Genomic DNA, 22,461 nt, shown 5'->3' with positions numbered 1-22,461 from the left:
TTGGGGCAGGGGTGCTGGTTTGGAGCACTGTGGTGGACGGGCTTGCTCGCGAAGGGGCCAGCCCAGTCTATGACTACCTTCAGTCTTCCTTCTTCATCAACCCTGCCAGCGCCGCGAACGGGTTGTGCGTCGCCTTGGCAATCTTCGGCGAGCTCAACGAACCTTCGCTGAAATACTGCTGGTCGGTGTACCGCGAGTGCTCATTGTCATGGCAATACAGGCACAGCAGCTCCCAGTTCGAGCCATCCTGGGGGTTGTTGTCGTGGTTATGGTCACGGTGATGCACGGTCAATTCGCTAAGGCGCTTACCGGAAAATTCTCGGGTGCAGCGGCCACACACGTGCGGGTACATCTTCAGGGCCTTGTCGCGGTACCCCATTTCCTTGTCGCGCTGGTTATCGGCGAGGATGCGGTCCAGCTTCGAGGTGTTGGTCGGGGTTGTTGACGAACTCATGGGTTCACCTTTGTAAAAAAGACTGATGACGGTTATGAACAGAGTTTAGCTCAGCCCTTGAGCTTCTCGGCAATCCAGATGGTGTGGCGTGTGCCTTTGTTGCCGTGGGCAAAGACCTGGACTTCCTCGGCCTTGAACCCGGCCTTCTTCAGTTTGTCGGAAAACTGCCGGTCGGCACTCGCCGACCATACGGCCAGCACGCCTTTGGGCCGCAGCGCCTTGGCGCATGCGCTCAAGCCGCCAGCGGAGTACAGCCAGCTGTTGGCCTTCTGGGTCAGGCCTTCGGGGCCGTTGTCGACGTCCAGCATGATCGCATCGAAGCCCTGAGGTTCGGCCTGCAGCACTTTGGCGACATCTTCCAGGCGAATCACCGTGCGCGGGTCGAGCAGCGGGTTACCGGATTTTTCGCCCAACGGCCCACGGTTCCACTCGACCACGCCTGGCACCAGTTCGGCGACCACCACTTCAGCCGTCTTGCCCAGGTGCTTGAGCGCCGAGGCGAGGGTAAAGCCCATGCCCAGGCCGCCGATCAAGACCCGCGAATTCGGCCGTCCGGCGACTTTGCGGCAGGGGATTTCAGCCAGCGCATCCTCGGAGCCGTGCATGCGGGTGTTCATCAACTGGCCGCCGTCTCCCCCCTGGATCTTGATGACGAAGTCCTCGCCGTACTCGAACAGGCACAGGGCACCGCCATTTTCAGGGATGGGGGTGGTGTCGAGCAGTACGAAACGTTTCATGTGGCTCTCTTGAAAAATTGGCTTGAGAAGAATTGGCATGGGGGAGGGCAAACGCGCGCAGTTGGGAGTAGCCTGAGACCAGACAACAAGGCTAACGGAGCCATTGATGAAGCGCACCATTCTAACGGTCATTGCCTTGGCCGCGCTCTCGATAACTGCAGTGCAGGCCCAGGAGCTGCAAACCATTCCCACGAGCCCTGCGCCAATGCCCGGTTCACCGGGCACCGCGACACCGACTCCCTACCCACAGATCACCCCGACCAGCGTGCCCAAGGCGGGCCCTGGCAGCGGCAGCGCGCCGTTGTTGCCGCCGATCGAAATGCCCAATCCGCCCAAGGACCAGACATTGCCGGGCCTTGAGCAAAACAGCACCAAAATCAAATCCCCCGGCGGATAACCAACGGTTGTAGCCGCTGGCCAACTGTGGGAGCCAAGCTTGCTCGCGATAGCGGGGGGACAGTCAGCATCACTGCTGGATGCGAAACCGTCATCGCGAGCAAGCTTTGTTCCCACTTCGCCAGTGGCTACAGGAAAAAGCCCGGAGTGTCAGGCGATACCCAGCACCTTGAACACGAATGCGTATTCGAGCGCCACATCGCGCAAGCCCTGGTAACGCCCGCTCATCCCGCCATGCCCGGCACCCAGCTCAGTCTTGAGCAGCAGCGGATTGGCGTCGGTCTTGGTGGCGCGCAACTTGGCCACCCACTTCGCAGCCTCCCAATACTGCACGCGGCTGTCGTTGTAGCCGGCAATCACCAGGGTGGCTGGATAAGCCTGGGCAGTAACGTTTTCGTAAGGTGCATAAGCCTTGATGCGTTCGTACACCTCGGGTTCTTCAGGGTTGCCCCACTCGTCGTATTCGGTGACGGTCAACGGCAGATCCGGGTCGAGCATGGTGTTAAGCACGTCGACGAAAGGCACTTCGGCGATGGCCGCGCCAAATAGCTCGGGCCGCTGGTTGAGCACCGCGCCGATCAACAGGCCGCCGGCGCTGCCGCCGCTGATCGCCAACTGCGGGGCGGTGGTGTAGCCATTGGCAATCAGGTGCTCGGCGCAGGCGATGAAGTCGCTGAAGGTATTGTGCTTGTGCTCCTGCTTGCCTGCACGGTACCAGGCTTCACCGAGTTCGCCGCCGCCGCGCACGTGGGCAATGGCGAACGCGACTCCGCGATCCAGCAGGCTCAGGCGCGCGTGGGAGAACCATGGGTCCAGGCTTTCGCCATAGGCACCGTAGCCGTACAAGTACAGTGGAGTCGGTTGGCCCAGGGCATCTCGCTTGACTACCAGGCTGATCGGCACCTGTGTGCCGTCGGGTGCCGTTGCCCACAGGCGTTGGCTGACGTAGGCATCGGCGTCGAAAGGGCCGAGCACCGGGGTTTGCTTTAGCACCTGCTGTTCGCCCGTGGCAAGGTCCAGCTGGCGGATCTGCGCGGGCCGGTTCAATGCTTCGTAGCGCAGGCGGATCCGCTCGCTGGCGAACTCCAGGCTGTTCTGCACGTGAAGGCTGTAGGCCGCGTCGGGCAATTGCACGCGGTAGCTGGGCAGATCCTGTGGGTGCACTTCAATCACCGGCAGCCCGCCGACCCGCAAGCTGAGAGTCATGGCTGCCGCATTAAGGCTCATGCCATCGATCATGGTCAGGTGGCTGTGGGGAATCAGGTTCTGCCATTGTTCCTCGGTCGGGGCCACACCCGTGTCGTCAGCGTGGTACAAGGCAAAGTTGATGCCGTCGCGGTTGGTGCGGATAAACCAGCTCCACTGGCCATCAAGCGCGCCGTGGTCGACATCGTACTCATGGCCTTCCCGGCGCGGCGCCACGCAAGTGAAGCCTTGTTGTGGCTGCGCGGCATCCAGCACCCAGACCTCGCTCGTCGTCTTGCTGCCCAGCGCCAGGAGCAGTTGCAGCTCGGAACTGGAGCGGTAGCAATGCAGGAAGAAGCGCCCGTCCGGTTCATGAAACACTTCTTCGGCCGCCGTGCCGTCGAGCCGGTAGCGGTATAGCTTGTGCGGGCGATGGGTGTCGTCAAGCTCGCCGAAGAACAGGGTCAGGCTGTCGTTGGCCCAGGTCATGCTGCCGTCACAGTCCTCGAACTCCAGTTCGCTTACACGACCATTGGACAATTCCTTCACGAACAGCGTGTAGATCTCATCGCCCGTGGAGTCAATGCTGTAGGCCAGGCGCTGGTGGTCCGGGCTGATGCTGAACGCGCCCAGGGAAAAGAAGCCACCCTTCGCCAGTGCGTTGGGGTCGAGCAGCAGTTGTTCCTGGCTTTCGTCGAGCTGCAGGCTGTCATCGGCCGGGCGCGGGCAACGGTAATGACGCGCGTACTCGTCACCGGCAGTGGTGCGGGTGTAATACAGGTACGGGCCCCAGGGGGAGGGCAGGGACAGGTCGGTCTCGAGGATCCGGCCCTTGATCTCTTCGAACAGGCTTTCACGCAGCCCGGCCTGATCGGCGGTCTGTGCTTCCTGATAATGGTTTTCAGCCTTCAGATAGTCGAGCACCGGGCCGGTGTCGCGTTCCTGCAGCCAGGCATACGGGTCTGGACCTTCAGCCTTGTGGGCAATGGGTGCGTCTTGAATGTTGGCGGATGGGGGCATGAAGGGCTCTCGGACGATGTACGGAATAGGGCTGTGCAGGCACTGTCTGTTGGGTTGCAGCACTGTGGGAGCAAAGCTTGCTCGCGATTGCGCACCAGCATTCACAATCGATTTCGATTGGGCTGACGTCATCGCGAGCAAGCTCTGCTCCTACAGGAGACAAGCCGGACGTGCGAAAAGTCGTTACTATAAGCGCCTCTTTGCCTGCCTTGCCATGGACACCATGACCGAGAACGACTATCTGATCGCCTGGGGCCTCTACGCCTTTGCCGCTTTGGGCTGCCTGCTGGTATGGATGCGCATGACCCGCTGGATGTGGCGTTGGCTGCGCGAGCCGCTGCGGCTGCTGGTGGCTGTGTTGCTGTTCAGCCCGACCGTCGTCGATCCGGTGAAGGCCAAAGTGGCCCCGGCCGTCGCCATCACCGCTCTGGACCTGATGTTCAAGGTGGGTAACAACGCCTGGCGAGCAATCAGCGACCTGTTTATGTACGGGATGCTCGCCTTCGGCGTCTATCTGGTTTACGTGGCGATCCGTTTCGCCATGGAACGCTCAGCCAGGGCCCGCAAGGCCCAGGCCGATGCTGCCAAGGCTGCCGCCCGGGTCGACGAGCCTGAAGACGAGCACCTTTTCGGTGGTGCCGGCGATGATCGCTATGGTCGCCCCCCGGTACCCGGCAACCCCCAGCGTTTGCGGGTCGAACCCCGTCTGTAGACGTGCCCCCGCCTTTCATCGAGAGTCCGAGCATGTGTGAGTTATTGGGCATGAGCGCCAATGTCCCGACCGATATCGTGTTCAGCTTTACCGGGCTGATGCAACGCGGCGGGCGTACCGGCCCGCACCGTGACGGTTGGGGCATCGCGTTCTATGAAGGTCGCGGATTGCGGTTGTTCCAGGACCCGGCCGCGAGCTGCGAGTCCGAGGTCGCCAACCTCGTGCAGCGCTATCCGATCAAGAGCGAGGTAGTGATCGGGCACATCCGCCAGGCCAACGTCGGCAAGGTCTGCCTGTCCAATACTCATCCGTTCGTCCGCGAATTGTGGGGACGCAACTGGTGTTTCGCGCACAACGGCCAGCTTGCCGATTTCCAGCCTATCACCAGCTTCTACCGCCCAGTGGGCGATACCGACAGCGAAGCGGCGTTCTGCGACCTGCTCAACCGGGTGCGCGCCGCGTTTCCGGAGCCGGTTGAAGTCGAAGCGTTGCTGCCCGACCTGGTCGCGGCCTGCGCCGAGTACCGCAGCAAGGGCGTATTCAATTGCCTGCTCAGCGACGGCGACTGGCTGTTCTGCTATTGCTCGACCAAACTGGCCCAGATCACTCGCCGAGCCCCGTTCGGCCCGGCGCGGTTGAAGGATGTCGATGTGATCGTCGATTTCCAGGCGGAAACCACGCCCAATGACGTGGTCACGGTGATCGCCACCGAACCGCTGACCGAAAACGAAACCTGGACCCGCTACGAACCGGGCCAATGGAGCCTATGGCGACGCGGTGAATGCGTCAGCCAGGGCAAGACCGCATAAGGATCTTCCCGATGTTGCTCAGTTATCTACGGCTGGTGTTGTTCGCGGCGGGCCTGTTGATCGGGGTGCAGGTGCCGGGGTTCATCAATGATTACGCCAAGCGGGTCGAGGCGCATCTGATTGAGGCGCAGACTGGCCTCAGCGGTTTCCAGGGCACGGCCAATCAGTTCTTCAAGGGCGACATGCAAGCGCTGGTGAACCACTACCGCGCCAGCGAAGACCCGATTTTCCGCAGCGATGCCGACAGTCTGAGCGCCATGCTCACTCGCCAGCTGGCCCTCGACAAGCAATTCCAGGCCATGCAAGGCCCGTGGTACATCCGCGTACTGCAGGTCGCCCTGGCCGCTGATCCGGACATTCGCAAGGAAACCTGGAACGGCTACAGCTACCAGATTCTGCTGACGCCGGAAGCGATGATCTGGGGCATGAGCGGTGCGTTGTTGCTGTCGTTTGGCATCGAGTGCCTGTTCCGGCTGATTGATTGGGTGGTGCTGGGCGGCAAGCGTCTGCGCCAGAGCCGGCCGATTGAAGACCGCGATGTGCGTGGGCTCTGAGATCAAGAGATAGGCCCCACAGAAAGCATCGCGAGCAGGCTCGTTCCCACCCTGGATCTGCAATGCAGCAGAAGTCCATTGTGGGAGTGAGCCTGCTCGCGATAAGGCCCGTCCAGGCAACACAAGCTACTTGGACAAATACCGCATCCCTTCCTCCAGCCCGCGCAACGTCAGCGGGTACATCTGGTCGTCGATCAGGTCCCGCACAATATTGGTCGAAGACGTATAGCCCCAAGTGTCCTTCGGATAAGGGTTGATCCAGATGACCTTCTTGTACTTCTCCATGAAACGCTGCATCCACACGTAACCGGCTTCTTCGTTCCAGTGTTCGACGCTGCCCCCGGCCTGGGTGATTTCGTAGGGGGCCATCGCCGCATCCCCGATAAAAATCACTTTATAGTCGGCGCCGTACTTGTGCAGCAGGTCCTGGGTTGACGTGCGCTCGGACGTGCGACGCATGTTGTTTTTCCACACCGACTCATAAATGAAGTTGTGGAAGTAGAAGTACTCCAGGTGTTTGAACTCGGTCTTGCAGGCCGAGAACAGTTCCTCGCAGATTTTCACGTGGGCGTCCATCGAACCGCCGATGTCGAACAGCAGCAACAGTTTGACCGTGTTGCGCCGCTCCGGACGCATCTGGATATTCAGCAGCCCGGCATCGCGTGCGGTGTGGTCGATGGTGCCGTCGATGTCCAGCTCTTCGGCCGCACCCTGGCGGGCGAATTTGCGCAGGCGGCGCAGTGCGACCTTGATGTTGCGCGTGCCCAGTTCCACCGAATCATCGAGGTTCTTGTATTCGCGCTGGTCCCAGACCTTGACCGCCTTGCCCTGGCGCTTGCCCGCATCCCCGACGCGAATCCCTTCCGGATTGAAACCGCCGGAACCGAACGGGCTGGTGCCGCCAGTGCCGATCCACTTGTTGCCACCGGCATGACGTTCTTTCTGTTCTTCGAGGCGCTTCTTGAATTCCTCGATCAGCTTGTCCAGGCCACCTAGGGACTGGATTGCTGCGCGCTCTTCATCCGTCAGCGAGCGTTCGAACTCCTTGCGCAGCCAGTCCTCGGGGATCAGCGCCTGCAGGTGGTCATCCAGCTTTTCCAGGCCGTTGAAGTACGCACCGAAAGCGCGGTCAAACTTGTCGAAATGCTTTTCGTCCTTCACCAGAATCGCCCGGGACAGGTAGTAGAACTCGTCCATGTCGGCGAAGGTCACCCGCTGTTTCAGCGCGTTGATCAGGTCCAGCAGCTCACGCACCGAGACCGGCACCTTGGCTGCGCGCATTTCATTGAACAGGTTGAGCAGCATGGCTATCGCCCTCTATCTTGTTAAAAGAGGGATCAGCGGGAGCCGCGACGGCTCATGAACGCCAGGCGCTCGAGCAGCTGTACGTCCTGTTCGTTCTTCACCAAAGCGCCGGCCAGGGGTGGAATGGCCTTGGTTGGATCGCGTTCGCGCAGCACGGCCTCGCCAATATTGTCGGCCATCAGCAGCTTCAGCCAGTCGACCAGTTCCGAGGTCGAGGGCTTCTTCTTCAGGCCCGGCACCTTGCGCACATCGAAAAACACGTCCAGCGCTTCGCTGACCAGGTCCTTCTTGATGTCCGGGTAATGCACGTCGACGATCTTCTGCAGCGTGGTGCGATCCGGGAACGCGATGTAATGGAAGAAGCAGCGGCGCAGGAAGGCGTCCGGCAACTCTTTTTCATTGTTGGAGGTAATGATGATGATCGGGCGCTTCTTGGCCTTGATGGTCTCGTCGATTTCGTAGACGTAGAACTCCATCTTGTCGAGTTCCTGGAGCAGGTCGTTGGGGAACTCGATATCGGCCTTGTCGATCTCGTCGATCAACAGGATCACCCGCTCATCGGACTCGAAAGCCTCCCACAGCTTGCCCTTTTTCAGGTAGTTGCGCACGTCGTGAACCTTGTCGGTGCCCAGTTGCGAATCACGCAGGCGACTGACCGCGTCGTACTCGTACAGACCCTGGTGGGCCTTGGTGGTGGACTTGATGTGCCAAGTGATCAGCTTGGCACCGAAGGATTCGGCCAGTTGCTCGGCAAGCATGGTCTTGCCAGTGCCCGGTTCGCCCTTGACCAGCAGCGGCCGCTCCAGGGTGATGGCGGCATTGACCGCCAGCTTCAGGTCATCGGTGGCGACATAAGCCTGGGTGCCTTCGAACTTCATCTGCTAATCCTCGAACGGTGACGCCGGCCTGAGCTAAGCAGGGCGGGACGGGCGAATTAAATGTGATGCCCGACTATAACGCGCAGGCCGGTCGACTGTGAACGCAGACGGCTTATTCAGTCTCTGAATGGAGAGTCACCCGGTGACTCAACCCGCATCCGGCTTCGGTCGCTCATAGCGGGCATTGAACGCCTGGACGAATCCGTTGCGCAAAATCTGCAAAAACGCCTGGAAGGCGTTGATATCTTGCCGATGCACGTTGCCGCTCAGCTCGACCCGGGTGGCGAACTGATTTTTGACCTGGTTTTTCAGCACCGTCTCCGAACCGCCGACGATGGCTTCCCAGACAGAGCGGAACAGGCCCTTGTCTTTGTTTTCAACGTCCTGTTGCCAGTTGAACACGTCGACATCCTTGAGCAGTGGCTTGATGTAACCCTTGAGTCGACCCTTGTTGGCTTCCGCTTCGATGACCACGTCGCCATGGCCTGCATTGAAGTCGAACTTGCCATAGGCAGAGGCGAAATCGTTCATGCGCTTGAGTTCGATGTCCCGCGCCCGCAGGCGGAAGTCGAAGTCTTCGAAGTTGCTCAACGGGTCGAAGGTCGCCGTGGTTTCCAGCGGCGCATGGCCGAGCAGCAGGGCCTTGCCCTCGAAGCGTGCGTCACGCCGGCCTTCTGTATCTACCACGTTGGTCAGGTTATAGATGCTCGCATTGACCTGGGTGGCGTTCATGTTCACCGGTGGTTTGGAATTGAAGTTGCGAAAGCTGATCTTGCCGTCGTTGATCTTTATTTCGTTAAAGGTGATGGGCGCCAGTTTGCTCAATTGGGCGCGCCAGTCAGTGCCCTGACCCGTCTGCGAGTTCTGTTTGTTGGCGCCGCCGTCGACGAAATTCACTTCGGGATTGAAGAACTGCACTTCGGCCACGACCGCGTGGTCGTACCACAGCGAGTGCCAACTGACAGACAGGTCGATCAGCGGCGCGTTGACGAACGGCACCGGAACCTTGCCGTCGACCTTGACGATTTTCAGCCCGTTGATCTTGTAGGCGCCGCGCCACAGCGCCAGGTCGACGTCGGTGATCTGGCCGCGGTAGTCGCCCATGTCGGCCAGTTTCTCGTTCAGGTAGTCACGTACCATGTAGGGCAGGGCGATGTGCAGCGCAACCAGTAGCACCACGACCCCGGCAATGATCCATAGCGGCCAACTATAACGACGTTTCATGAGGACAAATCTCCAGCGGTGTAAAGCCATTGACTGCTGTTGCAGCAGGACGTTCGACCTGACTGGACGACCACGAACAACAGGCTTACCTTGGAGCGCTATTTCAATGCTGTATAAGGACCCAGCCATGAGCCGTATCTTCGCTGACAACGCCCATTCCATCGGTAATACGCCCCTGGTACAGATCAACCGCATCGCCCCGCGCGGCGTAACCATCCTTGCCAAGATCGAAGGGCGCAACCCCGGTTACTCGGTCAAATGCCGGATTGGCGCCAACATGATCTGGGACGCCGAAAGCTCCGGAAAACTCAAGCCTGGCATGACCATCGTCGAACCCACCTCGGGCAACACCGGGATCGGCCTGGCCTTCGTTGCCGCGGCCCGGGGCTACAAACTGCTGCTGACGATGCCGGCCTCCATGAGCATCGAGCGACGCAAGGTGCTCAAAGCCCTTGGCGCTGAACTGGTCTTGACCGAACCGGCCAAAGGCATGAAAGGCGCGATCGAAAAGGCCGCCGAAATCGTCGCCGGCAATCCCTCCACTCACTTCATGCCTGCGCAGTTTGAAAACCCGGCCAACCCGGCGATTCATGAGAAGACAACCGGGCCGGAAATCTGGAATGACACCGACGGTGCGGTCGACGTGCTGGTAGCGGGAGTGGGAACCGGTGGAACTATCACCGGGGTTTCGCGGTATATCAAGAATACCCAGGGCAAACCGATTATCTCGGTGGCCGTGGAGCCGATGGTGTCGCCAGTGATTACCCAGGCGCTGGCCGGTCAGGAGATCAAACCGAGCCCGCACAAGATCCAGGGAATCGGCGCCGGTTTTGTACCTAAAAATCTAGACCTGTCGATGGTCGACCGGGTCGAACTGGTGACCGATGAAGAATCCAAGGCCATGGCTTTGCGCCTGATGCAGGAGGAAGGCATCTTGTGTGGTATCTCCTGCGGAGCGGCGATGGCCGTCGCGGTGAGACTGGCCGAGACCCTGGAGATGCAGGGCAAGACCATCGTGGTAATCCTGCCTGATTCCGGTGAGCGTTATCTCTCGAGCATGTTGTTCAGTGATTTGTTCACCGAACAGGAAAACCAGGCGTAACAAGCATCATCGCTATTTTTTTGGATGTGCCTTTGTGGGAGTGAGCCTGCTTGCGATGGCGGTAGATCAATCGGCATTGATGTTGAAGGGTTCGCCGCTATCGCGAGCAGGTCGCTCCCACAGGTTGCAGGTTGCAGAGGGCTGCCGGGCTTGACCCAAGTCAGCCCCCGTTCAGCAACTCTGTGCTACTAATTAATTTGTTACTGAATACTTAACACTGAATGTCGAAATTTGCGGGTTTTTCCCCGGGCCGGTAGTGATTATCATGGCCGGCTGCCACGTCGGGTAAATGGCGTTGTGCAGAGTTGCCTATTATCAAGGAGTTGTTGATGACCTTTTCCTTTGCCGCGAAGGCATCTCTGTTGCTGCTGTTCCTGGGCAGTACCCTCTATGTGCATTTGCGCGGCAAGGCACGACTGCCGGTCCTGCGTCAGTTCGTCAATCATTCGGCATTGTTCGCCCCGTACAACGCCTTGATGTACCTGTTCTCCGCAGTACCGTCCAAACCTTACCTGGACCGCAGCAAGTTTCCGGAACTGGATGTGCTCAAGGACAACTGGCAGGTGATTCGCGAAGAGGCGATGCACCTGTTCGACGAGGGCTACATTCGCGCCGCCGAGAAGAACAACGATGCGGGTTTCGGCTCATTCTTCAAGAAAGGCTGGAAGCGTTTCTACCTCAAGTGGTACGACAAACCCCTGCCTTCAGCCGAGACGCTGTGCCCTAGAACCGTGGCACTGGTCAGCAGCATTCCCAACGTCAAAGGGGCCATGTTCGCCTTGCTGCCGGGTGGCAGCCACCTGAATCCGCACCGTGATCCATTTGCAGGTTCGTTGCGTTATCACCTGGGCTTGTCGACCCCCAATTCCGATGCATGCCGGATTTTCGTCGACGGCCAGGAGTATGCGTGGCGCGATGGCGAAGACGTGATGTTCGATGAGACTTACGTGCACTGGGTAAAGAACGAGACTGACCAGACTCGGGTGATCCTGTTCTGTGACATCGAGCGACCGCTGAGCAATCGCCTCATGACCCGGATCAACCGTTGGATCAGCGGCTTGCTGGGCCGTGCTACCGCGCCGCAGAACCTGGATGACGAGCGGGTGGGCGGGATCAACCAGGCCTATGCCTGGAGCAAGAATTCCAGCGATAGATTCAGTGGTGTGATCAAGCAGTGGAAGCGGCGAAATCCCAAGGCCTACAGGGTGCTGCGGCCGGTGTTGGCAGTGGTGGTGTTGGGGTTGCTGGGGTATTGGCTGTTCGGCTGAAGCCGTCCGTGAAGCCCCCAGGCACTTTCATTTTGCAATCATGACCTGTGGCAGCAACGCCTGCTGGCGATGGCGTGATCAGGGTCAACGGATTCCATAGGCTGCCGGCTCGTTATTTAGTCAAAACATGCTCCGCCCGCACCGAATTCATGAACGCCTGCATCGCAGACGACTGAATCCGGTGCCTGCGGGTAATCAAGCCGAACGGTGGCAGGCGTGCCTCGAACTTGATCGGTAACACGGCCAGCAGATCGCGCCCCGGATAATCTTCCACCACCGAAACGGGCGTCACGCCCAGCATGTCGGTCTGCTGGATCAGGGACAGCAAGGTCATGATCGACGTGGTCTCGACGATGCTGCTGGGGATATCGACCCGCGCGTTGTGGAACACCTGATTGATGATCGCGCGCATCGGGCTTGGGTGTTGTTGCAGCACCCAGGTCATGTTCTGCAATTCCGCCCAGCTCAATTGCTTCTCCTTGGCCAGCGGGTTCTGCGCGCCGGCGATGACGCACAAGGCTTCTTCGCCCAGGCTGTCGAACAGCAGTTCCTCGGCTCGCGCCCCGGCTGGAATTCGTCCCAGCACGATGTCCAGTTGATCTTGCAGCAAGGCCTGGACCAGCACGTCGCTGGTGTCGACCTGGATGCTCATGGACAACCGTGGGTGGCTTTGTTTCAGCGTTGCGATGGTACGGGTCAGCAGCCCCGAGGCGAGGGCCGGGATGGCCCCCACCGCAACCCGGCCCAGGTTGCCTGACTCGAGAGCGACCAGTTCTTCACGCATGCCACTCAGTTCGGCAAAGACCATGCGCGCGTAATAGGTCACGGTCTCGCCGAAGGGTGTTGAACGCATGCCACGGGGCAAGCGCTCGAACAGTTCGACGCCGAGCAGGTCTTCGGCCTCGTGCAGCATCTTGGTGGCAGCAGGTTGGGTCATGCCGATATGGTCGGCGGCGCGGCGCAAAGAACCGAATTCCTGCAGCGCCAGCATCAGCCGCAGTTGGCGCAGACGCAGTCGGCTGTGGATCAAATTGGCATCAGGAATTCGGGTCATGGGCCGCACTCGCAAGAAAGACTGCAGCAAGCCTGACAACAATTGTCAGGCGTTGCCAGCATTGCTGTGTCACAGCACCGATTTTGGTTTGGCAACCGCTGGCTTGCGCAGGCCCAGCAGGGCTTGCAACACCTTGGAGATCAACGGCCAGAACAGCATCAGCAGCGCTGCCGTGGTCAGCCCGCCCACCAACGGGTTGGACCAGAAAATACCGATGTGACCGTCAGAAAACAGCATCGATTGACGGAATGCATCTTCTGCCTTGTCACCCAGCACCGCCGCGAGCACCAGTGGCGCAATCGGGTAGCCGAGTTTCTTGAACAGATAGCCCAGGGCGCCGAAGCCCAGCATCAGCACCACATCGAAGAACGAGTTGTGCACGGAGTAGGCGCCGATGGCGCAAACCATGATGATGATCGGCGCAATGATCGAGAACGGAATGCGCAGGATCGAGGCGAACAGTGGCACAGTGGCCAACACCACGATCAGGCTCACCACGTTGCCCAGGTACATGCTCGCGATCAGGCCCCAGACAAAGTCATGTTGCTCGACGAACAGGGTTGGCCCAGGGTGCAGGCCCCAGATCATCAGGCCTCCGAGCATCACGGCGGCCGTCGCTGAACCGGGGATGCCCAAGGTCAGCATTGGCAACAGGGCGCTGGTGCCGGCGGCATGGTCAGCGGTTTCCGGGGCTATCACGCCTTCGAGTTCGCCTTTGCCGAAGTTCTCGCGGTTTTTCGAAAAGCGCCGCGCCAGGCTGTAGCTCATGAACGATGCCGCCGTCGGGCCGCCGGGGGTGATACCCATCCAGCAACCTACCATGGTGCTGCGCACAATCGTCCACCAGTAACGCGGCAGCTTCGCCCAGGTGCGCAGGATCACCATTGGCGTGATTCGAGCATGTTCGCCACGGAACACCAGGCCTTCCTCGACAGTGCAGAGGATTTCACCAATACCGAACAGGCCAATCACTGCCACTTCGAAGCTGATTCCGGTCATCAGGGTGGGCATGTCGAACGTCAGGCGCAGGTTGCCGGACACCGTGTCCATGCCGACTGCCGCCATGGCAAATCCGATCATCATCGCCACCACGGTTTTCAGTGGCGGGTTCTTGCTCATGCCGATGAACGTACAGAACGCCAGCAGGTACACCGCGAAGAATTCCGGTGAACTGAACGACATGGCGAATTCGGCAATGCGCGTCGACAGGAAGGTCAGCAGCAATACGCCGGCCAGTGCGCCAATCAAGGCGGAGCTGAAGGCTGCAGTCAGTGCTTCCGCCGCACGGCCTTCGCGCGCCATCGGGTAGCCGTCAAAGGTGGTTGCCACCGATGAGGGCTCGCCGGGTATGTTGAATAGAATCGAGGTGATCGAGCCGCCAAACAGCGCGCCCCAATACATGCAAGAGAGCAGGATGATCGCCGACACCGGCGACATGGTAAACGTCAGCGGCAACAGTAACGCCACACCATTGGGGGCGCCCAGACCTGGCAACACGCCGACCAGGATGCCCAGCAGCACGCCAACCACCATCAGGCCAATGTGGCCCGGGGTGAGGATCAGGTTCATGCCTTGCAACAGGGAGTCGAATTCGCTCATTTGAAGTATCTCCCGGCCAGGGCAATCCAGTCGCCCAACGGGCCGGCATCCAGCGGGACCTTGAACCACAGCGCGAAAATCAGGTAACTGGCCAGCACCGCACCGAGGGAGATGCTGGCGATTTTCCACTTGCTGTACGGCGTGGCGCGTGCTTTGTCGCTCCACATGAACCACGCAATGAAGCAGGCCGAGGACACGTAGATCCCCACCAGCGGCATCGCCGCGACGAACAGCGCAATCGGAATGAACACCGACAGCACCTGGCGAAACGCACTGCGGCTGACGAACGCCACGCCCAGCGCATTCCAGCGCACCAGCGTCAGCACTGCATTACCCAGGCTGGCGGCGCTCAGCAGCAGGCCGATATAGAAGGGAAAGTAACCCGGCTCAGGGCCGGAATCGCCCCAGCCGATACCCTGTTCGATGCTGCCGAACATCACCACCACACCGATCAGGGTGGTGAAGACGGTCAGGCCAAGCTCGACCCAGCGGGTACCGACCAGCGCCGGTGAATCCGAAGAATGGGACATGAAAACACCTCCAGCAGGTGACGGCCGTACGCAGTCGAACGGCCGCGGGCGACTCAGTTTTTCAGCCAGCCGGCTTCCTTGAACACCGGCGTGACCCGGGCGGTGTCCTTTTCAATGTAGGCGGTCAATGGCTCGCCTTCGAGGAACGTAGGCACCAGCGCGTTCTGTTTCACGTAGGCCTTGAACTCGGGTGTCTCGGTGACTTTGCGCAACAGTTCGACATAGAACGCGCGCTGCTCGGCAGTGACTTCACCGGGCATGAACACGGTGCGCGGGAAGCGGTACTGATCGATGCCCAGGCCTTGTTCGTGACACGTTGGTACGTCGGCCCAGGATTTGTCGCCAGCGACTTTCTCGGTGTAGGTCATGCGCTCTTTACTGAACACACAGAGTGGTTCGATCTGGTCGCCGCGCCATTGGCTGATGCTTTCGCTGGGATTGTTGACGTTGCCGGCGATGTGTTTGCCGGCCAGTTGAGTCGCGGCCTCACTGCCGCTCTTGAACGGGATGTACACCAGTTTGCTGTTGTTGGTCTGGTTGAGCAGCAGGGTCAGGGTCTGGTCGACATCCTTGGACTGGCTGCCACCCATGCGCATTTTCGCCGGGTCGGCCTTGGCCGCTTCGTAGAAGCCTTTGGCGTCTTTCCAGGGCGCATCTTTATAGCTCCAGAGGATGAAGTCATCCTCGGCAACGGCGGCGACCGGGGTCAATTCCTGCCATTGGTAACCGAGTTTGGAAACCAGCGGCAACAGGTAAATGTTGTTGGTGCCAATCACCAGTTTTTCCGGGTCGCCCTTGTTCATTTTCAGGTCGAGGAATGCTTCGGCACCATTGCCGCCGCCCTTGTTGAGGACGATGGTATTGACCTCGAGCAGCTTGTGCGTGGAGATGATCGACTGGATCAGCCGGCCGAGCTGGTCGGTGCCGCCACCGGGACCACCAGCGACGACGATTTCGACGTTCTTGTCGGGTTGCCAGGCTGCGTTGGCGAGCGCCGGGAGGACGCCAGCGGCGACCAGCGAGCAGCCGAGGAACAGACGGGACGTGCGACGGACGAATGCATTTCGCATGGAAGGGCCTCGTTTTTGTAGTTGTTATGAGTGGCTTGTCTGAGCGCTAAAGCCGCAAGCCTGGAGTGAGTGTGGGAAGGTGCAAGCCCCGCGTCTAGTCAAAACAATACATACACCGATAGCCTGAGGTTATAGCTCGGCGCATCAAAAATCGCATCAACCGCCAAGAGCTCTGTGCCAGAGCCATTTGAGGGGAAAGTCGCTCACAGCGCAATATGCTCGCAGTCATGTGAAAGGTGGTTGTGACATAACCTAAGGCTATCGGCTTATTTCAAGTTTTGATTGGACGGTTATCACCCAGCCTTCGATAGTGCTTGTCATCGCCGTTTTTCGGCGGTGTGTAGCGTCCAGAACAAAAATAAAACGAGGTATGCGCCATGGCCCGTTTCAGTGCTTTTTGCTGCGAGGTGCATGATGACTGAACTGTGGAGCGGCCCGATCATCGATGCCCATCAGCATTTCTGGGACCCGTCGATCAACCCCCATCCGTGGCTGGCTGCAGATGCCGACCTGGCTTTTCGCTACGGAAATTACAGTGCGATCAAGCGTCGCTATTTACCTGACGATTATTTCGCCGATGCTGGCGCCCATCACGTTGTGCAAACGGTGTACATCGAATCGGAATGGGACCCGCAGGACCCGATCGGCGAAACCCGTTTCATCGAGGAACTGGCCCGACGTTATGGCGCGCCCAATGCAATCGTCGCGCAAGCCTGGCTCGATCATCCGGACGCGGTTGCGGTGCTCGCCGAGCAAGCGAGCTACAAGTGCGTGCGCAGCGTGCGTCACAAACCCGGTGGCCCGACCACCCGGGCACAGGTCGGGCATAGGCGCAGCCTGATGAGCGATGAACACTGGCGCCGTAGTTACGCGGCGCTGCAAAGGCTCGGGCTGCATTTTGACCTGCAGACGCCGTGGTGGAATCTGCACGAGGCAGAACGCCTGGCGCGGGATTTTCCCGGCACCACGCTGATTCTCAATCATGCCGGGTTGCCCAGTGACCGCAGCGCCGAAGGCCTGGCCGGGTGGCGCCTGGCGATGGCGCGACTGGCCGAGTGGCCGAACGTGCAGGTGAAAATCTCTGGCCTCGGCCAGGCCGGCCAAGCGTGGCGCGCCAAGGACAATGCCTGGATCGTGCGCGAAGTCATCGCGATGTTCGGCCCGGGTCGGGCGATGTTCGCCAGCAACTTTCCAGTGGACAGCCTGTGCGGCTCGTTCGATGTCATTTACAACGGTTTCAAATCCATCGTTGCTGATCTGCCGCGGGCGGACCAGGAGCGTTTGTTCTACAGCAATGCGCAGCGCGTATATCGCTGCGAGCCTGGCACTATCGACCGGACACGGCCTGAACCTTTGAGGAGTGAAGCATGAACAAGACATCCATCGCCATGGTCCTCGGCGACCCGGCGGGCATTGGCCCGGAACTGATTGCACGACTGCTCGCCGAGCCTGCGGTGCGCAGTCAGGCCAACGTGATCCTGATTGCCGACGAAGCGGAAATGCAACGCGGCATGCGCATTGCCGGGGTGGAATTTCCCTACCGGCGCGTCGAGTCCCTGGAGCAGTTGGCGTTCGTCGATGACACTCCGCTGTTCTACGACTATCGGGGGGACACCCTCGGTGAGTTTGCCCGCAGTGAAGCCAGTGTCACCGGTGGTCGCTACAGCCTCGACACGCTGGAAAAGGCACTGCGCCTGACCGAAGCCGGCACCACCGATGCGGTGCTGTTCGGCCCGTTGAACAAGACCTCCCTGCACATGGCCGGCATGGCCCACAGCGACGAGTTGCACTGGTTCGCCGAGCTGCTGGATTTCCACGGGCCGTTCTGCGAATTCAACGTGCTCGACAACCTCTGGACTTCCCGGGTGACCTCCCACGTGGCGCTGGCGCAAGTGCCCGGCATGCTGACCCAGGAACGTGTGGTGGAAGCGATCCAGCTGATCGATACCGCGCTCAAGCGCAATGGCCTGGAAAAACCGCGCATTGGCGTGTGCGGACTCAATCCGCACAACGGTGACAACGGTTCGTTCGGCCGCGAGGAACTGGACATCATCGGTCCGGCGGTGCGCTCGGCCCAGGCGTTGGGTATCGCGGCGGAAGGTCCGTATCCGGGAGACACTATTTTCCTCAAGGTCCAGGGAGATGCCAGTGCCTTTGACGCGGTGGTGACGATGTATCACGACCAGGGGCAGATCGCGATCAAGCTGATGGGGTTCTCCCGTGGGGTGACGGTGCAGGGTGGCTTGCCGATCCCGATCACCACGCCGGCCCATGGCACGGCGTTTGATATTGCCGGGCAGGGCAAGGCCAATGTCGGCGCGATACGCCAGGCGTTCGAAATCGCCTGCCGGATGGGAGCCAACAACTACTAAGGGGTAGAGATCAAAAGATCGCAGCCTTCGGCAGCTCCTACGGGGATCGTATTCACCTGTAGGGGCTGCCGAAGGCTGCGATCTTTTTGCTTTTTCCCTATAACCTTCTTTCAGCATAAATTGCGAATTGCGATCACCCCAGGTTATCGCCGGATACGCATAAGTGATTATCCGCGCCCCTACGCGCTGGCTAAAGTCGCCCCATCTAATCAGCGACTTAATAACAAGAAGCCGGCAGCGCAAGGAACAGTACCCATGAAAATCAAAGCAATCCGAACCCGAGTTTTTGAGTGGAAAGGTAAAGTCGTTCCACCTCAGGCACACTTCTGCACCAACGCCAGTGACATCCTGTTCGAACGCGGCGATGCCATGGGCTCGTTTCGTTTCCATGGCTGGCTGGTGGTGGAAGTCGAGACCGACACCGGTCTGGTCGGCATCGGTAACTGCGCCCTGGCGCCGCGAGTGGCCAAGGAAATCATCGACACCTACCTGGCGCCTATTGCCATTGGCGAAGACCCGTTCGACAACGAATACATCTGGCAGAAGATGTACCGCCAGAGCCACGCCTGGGGTCGCAAAGGCATCGGCATGGCAGCGATCTCGGCGATCGACATCGCCATCTGGGACATCATGGGCAAGGCCGTGAACAAGCCGGTGTTCAAACTGCTCGGCGGGCGCACCAAGGAGAAGATCTGGACCTACGCCTCCAAGCTCTACGCCAACGACAACCTCGACCTGTTCCTCGAAGAAGCCCAGGGTTATCTGAACCAGGGTTTCACCGCGCTGAAAATGCGCTTCGGCTATGGCCCTAAGGACGGCCCGGCGGGCATGCGCAAGAACATCGAGCAGGTGCGCGCGCTGCGTGAACTGGCCGGCCCTGATGTCGACATCATGCTCGAATGCTACATGGGCTGGACGCTGGAGTACGCCCGTCGGATGTTGCCAAAACTGGCAGAGTTCGAACCGCGCTGGCTTGAAGAACCGGTGATTGCCGACGACATCGAAGGCTACATCGAGCTGAAGAAGATGGGCATCATGCCGATCTCCGGCGGCGAGCATGAATTCACTTCCTACGGTTTTAAAGACCTGCTGGAACGCCGCGCCATCGACGTGATCCAGTACGACACCAACCGCGTCGGCGGCATCACCGCGGCACGCAAGATCAACGCCATGGCGGAAGCCTGGTCGGTGCCGGTGATTCCCCACGCCGGGCAGATGCACAACTACCACCTGACCATGTCCACCACCGCCTCGCCGATGGCCGAATTCTTCCCCGTGTTCGACGTCGAGGTCGGCAACGAACTCTTCTACTACGTGTTCAAGGGCGAGCCGCAACCGGTCAACGGTTACATCCAGCTCGACGACAACACGCCGGGCCTGGGCCTGGAAATCTCCGATGAATACCTGAGCGACTTCAACATCATCGAGTGACCTTGCAGCGCCGCTCACGGCGGCGCCATCCCCCGACTCTGTGGAGGGCCGACATGCGCCTGATTCAATTTGAAAACACTGCCGGTGAACGCCACGTCGGCCTCGTCGACGGGCCCTTGGTCCAGGTACTGCGCGACACTCGCAACACACGTGAACTGGCACTGGCGGCGATTCGCGCCGGACGAAGCCTGCAGGAAGAGGCCGCGCTGCGTGGCACCGAGCCTGGCCCGGACTACGCGCAACTGCTGGCGCAGGGCAAAGTCCTGGCACCGCTCGACCACGAAGACCCGGCCCATTGCCTGATCAGTGGCACCGGCCTGACCCACCTGGGCAGCGCTTCGGCGCGGGACAAGATGCATCAGCAGGAGGGCGTGGTGGAGGCCGGCATGACCGACACCATGCGCATTTTCAAATGGGGCCTGGAAGGCGGCAAGCCAGCGGCCGGGCAGGTCGGGGCGCAACCGGAGTGGTTCTATAAGGGCGATGGCAGCATTGTCGTGCGCCCCGGTGCCGATTTTCCGGTCCCGCCCTTCGCCGAGGATGCCGGTGAAGAGCCGGAACTGACGGGCCTCTACGTCATCGGCGACGACGGCCTGCCGTACCGGGTCGGGTACGCCTTGGGCAACGAGTTCTCCGACCATGTGATGGAGCGCCGCAATTACCTGTACCTCGCCCACTCGAAACTGCGCTTCTGCGCCTACGGTCCGGAGTTGCGCGTGGGTGAATTACCCCGCCACCTGGCAGGCACCAGCCGCATCACGCGCAATGGCGAAACGATCTGGGAAAAAGAGTTTCTCAGCGGCGAAGACAACATGTGCCACAGTCTGGCCAATCTCGAATTCCACCACTTCAAGTACGCGCAATTCCTGCGCCCTGGTGATGTTCACGTGCATTACTTCGGTACCGCCACGCTGTCGTTCGCCGACGGGATTAAAACCCAGCCGGGTGATCGATTCCAGGTCAGCCTCGATGCGTTCGGCGCCCCTCTGGAAAACGGTATCGGCGAAAGTGCCCAGCCGCTGGAAATAGGCCAGGTTCGTGCACTTTAAGCCTTCAATTCCCGGCGCTGTCGGCCGGCCAAGGACTCTTTCATGACCACGCATACCGGACACAACTACATCGGCGGGCATCGCAGCGCCAAGGGTTCTTTGCAACTGCACAGCCTTGACGCAAGCACCGGCGAGCCATTGCCGGGAAGCTTTTTCCAGGCAACCGAAGCCGAGGTGGACGCTGCCGCGGAAGCTGCCGCGGCGGCTTACCCGGTCTACCGAAACCTGAGCGCCGGGAAGCGCGCGCAGTTCCTGGACGCGATTGCCGATGAAATCGACGCGCTGGGCGATGATTTTGTCGCCATTGTCTGCCGTGAAACTGCGCTGCCGGCGGGGCGTATCCAGGGTGAGCGCGGGCGTACCAGCGGGCAGATGCGTTTGTTCGCCAAGGTGCTGCGTCGTGGCGACTTCTACGGCGCGCGTATCGATCAGGCATTGCCGGATCGCCAACCCTTGCCACGTCCGGATCTGCGCCAGTACCGAATTGCGCTGGGGCCGGTGGCGGTGTTTGGCGCGAGCAACTTTCCCCTGGCTTTTTCCACTGCCGGTGGCGATACCGCATCAGCCCTGGCCGCGGGCTGCCCGGTGGTGTTCAAAGCGCACAGCGGGCACATGGCAACGGCCGAATGGGTGGCGGATGCGATCATGCGCGCTGCCGAACGCACGCAGATGCCTGCGGGCGTGTTCAACATGATCTATGGCGGTGGCGTGGGCGAGTGGCTGGTCAAACACCCGGCCATCCAGGCCGTAGGATTTACGGGTTCCCTCAAGGGCGGCAATGCCCTCAGCCAGATGGCTGCCAGCCGTCCTCAGCCGATCCCGGTATTTGCCGAGATGTCGAGCATCAACCCGGTGTTCCTGCTGCCCGAGGCTCTCAAGGCCCGTGGCGAGCAGATCGCCGCGCAGCTCGCCGGCTCGGTGACGCTGGGGTGTGGGCAGTTCTGCACTAACCCGGGCCTGGTCATCGGCCTGCGTTCGCCGCAGTTCAGCCAGTTCCTGCAAACCTTTTGCGCGAGCATGAACCAGCAACCGGCGCAGACCATGCTCAACGCCGGTGCACTGGCCAGTTACAGCCGCGGGCTGGGTGAATTGCACGAACATCCCGGCCTCAAGCATCTGGCGGGTAAACCGCAAGAGGGCAATCAGGCGCAGCCGCAGGTGTTCCAGGCGGATGTCAGCCTGTTGCTCAAGGGCGACGAATTGCTGCAGGAGGAGGTGTTCGGGCCGACCACTATCGTCATCGAGGTTGAAGATCAGGCGCAGTTGGCGGCAGCGCTCGATGGCTTGCGCGGGCAACTGACCGCGACGCTGATCGGTGAGGCTGCGGAGTTGATGGAGTATCGCTGGCTGGCCGAACGGTTGCAGGAAAAGGTCGGGCGGATTTTGCTCAATGGCTATCCGACCGGGGTCGAGGTGTGCGAGGCGATGGTGCATGGCGGGCCGTATCCGGCCACTTCGGATGCCCGCGGGACTTCGGTAGGCACACTGGCCATAGACCGATTCCTGCGGCCGGTGTGCTTTCAGAATTACCCGGATGCCTTGCTGCCTGAGGCATTGCAGAATGCCAATCCGCTGGGGATTCGGCGGTTGGTGGATGGTGAGGTGAGTCAGGCTGCCTTGTAGGGGGCTGTAAGGCCGCCATCGCGGGCAAGCCCGCTCCCACAGGTGGCTTCAGTGATCCACAGGTATTTATTCACAGGAGCACCAATGTG

The 22,461-nt window shown here is 60.3% G+C and carries 21 protein-coding genes; 11 read left to right on the top strand and 10 right to left on the bottom strand.

Features of this window, described 5'->3' with window-relative positions; all coding sequences use genetic code 11:
* Positions 1–79: 79 nt before the first annotated feature.
* Positions 80–454, bottom strand: a complete 375-nt coding sequence (locus tag EQV97_RS06240) for a YajD family HNH nuclease (protein ID WP_045058732.1) — start codon at positions 452–454, stop codon at positions 80–82.
* A 50-nt stretch (positions 455–504) separates the two neighbouring features.
* A complete protein-coding gene (locus EQV97_RS06235) occupies positions 505–1,191 on the bottom strand; it encodes a hypothetical protein (RefSeq protein ID WP_045058731.1) in 687 nt (228 codons plus the stop codon).
* Positions 1,192–1,297: 106 nt separating this feature from the next.
* Between EQV97_RS06235 and EQV97_RS06230 the strand changes: the two genes are divergently transcribed.
* Positions 1,298–1,588 carry a hypothetical protein gene (locus tag EQV97_RS06230; protein ID WP_122837854.1) on the top strand — a complete coding sequence of 97 codons (291 nt, stop codon included), beginning with the start codon at positions 1,298–1,300 and terminating at the stop codon, positions 1,586–1,588.
* Between the two features lie 149 nt (positions 1,589–1,737).
* On the opposite strand, the gene EQV97_RS06225 is transcribed toward EQV97_RS06230, so the two are convergent.
* Entirely contained in the window at positions 1,738–3,792 is a 2,055-nt protein-coding gene (locus EQV97_RS06225) for a S9 family peptidase (protein WP_122837855.1), read from the bottom strand.
* 214 nt (positions 3,793–4,006) lie between these two features.
* Here EQV97_RS06225 and EQV97_RS06220 point away from each other — a divergent pair, with 214 nt between their 5' ends.
* Genes EQV97_RS06220 through EQV97_RS06210 form a run of 3 tightly spaced genes read left to right on the top strand, consistent with a single transcriptional unit; the run spans position 4,007 to position 5,867 of the window.
* Positions 4,007–4,504, top strand: a complete 498-nt coding sequence (locus EQV97_RS06220; protein ID WP_225569032.1) for an MFS transporter — start codon at positions 4,007–4,009, stop codon at positions 4,502–4,504.
* 32 nt (positions 4,505–4,536) lie between these two features.
* A complete protein-coding gene (locus EQV97_RS06215) occupies positions 4,537–5,313 on the top strand; it encodes a class II glutamine amidotransferase (protein ID WP_122837857.1) in 777 nt (258 codons plus the stop codon).
* 11 nt (positions 5,314–5,324) lie between these two features.
* Positions 5,325–5,867 carry a DUF2937 family protein gene (locus tag EQV97_RS06210; protein ID WP_045058726.1) on the top strand — a complete coding sequence of 181 codons (543 nt, stop codon included), beginning with the start codon at positions 5,325–5,327 and terminating at the stop codon, positions 5,865–5,867.
* Positions 5,868–5,993: 126 nt separating this feature from the next.
* On the opposite strand, the gene EQV97_RS06205 is transcribed toward EQV97_RS06210, so the two are convergent.
* From EQV97_RS06205 to EQV97_RS06195, 3 genes are all read right to left on the bottom strand, one after another.
* Positions 5,994–7,172: a VWA domain-containing protein gene (locus EQV97_RS06205; RefSeq protein WP_122837858.1), complete on the bottom strand. Its 1,179-nt coding sequence runs from the start codon at positions 7,170–7,172 to the stop codon at positions 5,994–5,996.
* A gap of 32 nt (positions 7,173–7,204) precedes the next feature.
* On the bottom strand, positions 7,205–8,050 hold the full coding sequence (locus EQV97_RS06200) for a MoxR family ATPase (RefSeq protein WP_045058724.1): 846 nt from the start codon (positions 8,048–8,050) through the stop codon (positions 7,205–7,207).
* 147 nt (positions 8,051–8,197) lie between these two features.
* The gene (locus EQV97_RS06195; protein ID WP_122837859.1) at positions 8,198–9,274 is read right to left on the bottom strand and encodes a DUF748 domain-containing protein; all 1,077 of its coding nucleotides are present in this window, start codon (positions 9,272–9,274) and stop codon (positions 8,198–8,200) included.
* A gap of 127 nt (positions 9,275–9,401) precedes the next feature.
* Here EQV97_RS06195 and cysK point away from each other — a divergent pair, with 127 nt between their 5' ends.
* Both cysK and EQV97_RS06185 read left to right on the top strand, forming a co-directional pair.
* The gene (gene cysK, locus EQV97_RS06190; RefSeq protein WP_122837860.1) at positions 9,402–10,376 is read left to right on the top strand and encodes a cysteine synthase A; all 975 of its coding nucleotides are present in this window, start codon (positions 9,402–9,404) and stop codon (positions 10,374–10,376) included.
* 329 nt (positions 10,377–10,705) lie between these two features.
* A complete protein-coding gene (locus EQV97_RS06185) occupies positions 10,706–11,644 on the top strand; it encodes an aspartyl/asparaginyl beta-hydroxylase domain-containing protein (RefSeq protein ID WP_045058721.1) in 939 nt (312 codons plus the stop codon).
* Positions 11,645–11,756: 112 nt separating this feature from the next.
* Here EQV97_RS06185 and EQV97_RS06180 read toward each other — a convergent pair whose 3' ends face one another.
* The 4 genes from EQV97_RS06180 to EQV97_RS06165 all read right to left on the bottom strand — a co-directional run bounded on the left by EQV97_RS06180 (position 11,757) and on the right by EQV97_RS06165 (position 15,897).
* Positions 11,757–12,698 carry a LysR family transcriptional regulator gene (locus EQV97_RS06180; protein ID WP_122837862.1) on the bottom strand — a complete coding sequence of 314 codons (942 nt, stop codon included), beginning with the start codon at positions 12,696–12,698 and terminating at the stop codon, positions 11,757–11,759.
* Positions 12,699–12,767: 69 nt separating this feature from the next.
* Entirely contained in the window at positions 12,768–14,297 is a 1,530-nt protein-coding gene (locus EQV97_RS06175; RefSeq protein ID WP_240888688.1) for a tripartite tricarboxylate transporter permease, read from the bottom strand.
* Positions 14,294–14,827, bottom strand: coding sequence for a tripartite tricarboxylate transporter TctB family protein (locus EQV97_RS06170; protein WP_122837864.1), 534 nt, complete (start codon positions 14,825–14,827; stop codon positions 14,294–14,296). Before EQV97_RS06170 ends, EQV97_RS06175 begins: the two co-directional genes overlap by 4 nt.
* Positions 14,828–14,880: 53 nt before the next feature.
* Positions 14,881–15,897 carry a tripartite tricarboxylate transporter substrate binding protein gene (locus EQV97_RS06165; protein WP_122837865.1) on the bottom strand — a complete coding sequence of 339 codons (1,017 nt, stop codon included), beginning with the start codon at positions 15,895–15,897 and terminating at the stop codon, positions 14,881–14,883.
* A gap of 414 nt (positions 15,898–16,311) precedes the next feature.
* On the opposite strand from EQV97_RS06165, the gene EQV97_RS06160 reads away from it, so the two are divergent.
* The 5 genes from EQV97_RS06160 (at position 16,312) to EQV97_RS06140 (ending at position 22,372) form a co-directional block, all read left to right on the top strand.
* The gene (locus tag EQV97_RS06160; protein ID WP_240888687.1) at positions 16,312–17,268 is read left to right on the top strand and encodes an amidohydrolase; all 957 of its coding nucleotides are present in this window, start codon (positions 16,312–16,314) and stop codon (positions 17,266–17,268) included.
* Positions 17,265–18,269: a 4-hydroxythreonine-4-phosphate dehydrogenase PdxA gene (locus EQV97_RS06155; RefSeq protein WP_122837867.1), complete on the top strand. Its 1,005-nt coding sequence runs from the start codon at positions 17,265–17,267 to the stop codon at positions 18,267–18,269. Before EQV97_RS06160 ends, EQV97_RS06155 begins: the two co-directional genes overlap by 4 nt.
* Positions 18,270–18,524: 255 nt before the next feature.
* Positions 18,525–19,700: an L-rhamnonate dehydratase gene (locus EQV97_RS06150; RefSeq protein WP_122476260.1), complete on the top strand. Its 1,176-nt coding sequence runs from the start codon at positions 18,525–18,527 to the stop codon at positions 19,698–19,700.
* A gap of 53 nt (positions 19,701–19,753) precedes the next feature.
* Positions 19,754–20,749: an AraD1 family protein gene (araD1, locus tag EQV97_RS06145; RefSeq protein WP_122837868.1), complete on the top strand. Its 996-nt coding sequence runs from the start codon at positions 19,754–19,756 to the stop codon at positions 20,747–20,749.
* A gap of 42 nt (positions 20,750–20,791) precedes the next feature.
* Positions 20,792–22,372: an aldehyde dehydrogenase (NADP(+)) gene (locus EQV97_RS06140; protein ID WP_122837869.1), complete on the top strand. Its 1,581-nt coding sequence runs from the start codon at positions 20,792–20,794 to the stop codon at positions 22,370–22,372.
* Positions 22,373–22,461: the final 89 nt, after the last annotated feature.

The sequence above is a fragment of the Pseudomonas sp. TMW22090 genome (assembly GCF_022496665.1).
Classification (GTDB): domain Bacteria; phylum Pseudomonadota; class Gammaproteobacteria; order Pseudomonadales; family Pseudomonadaceae; genus Aquipseudomonas; species Aquipseudomonas gregormendelii.
This window is presented reverse-complemented; position numbering and strand designations above follow the sequence as displayed.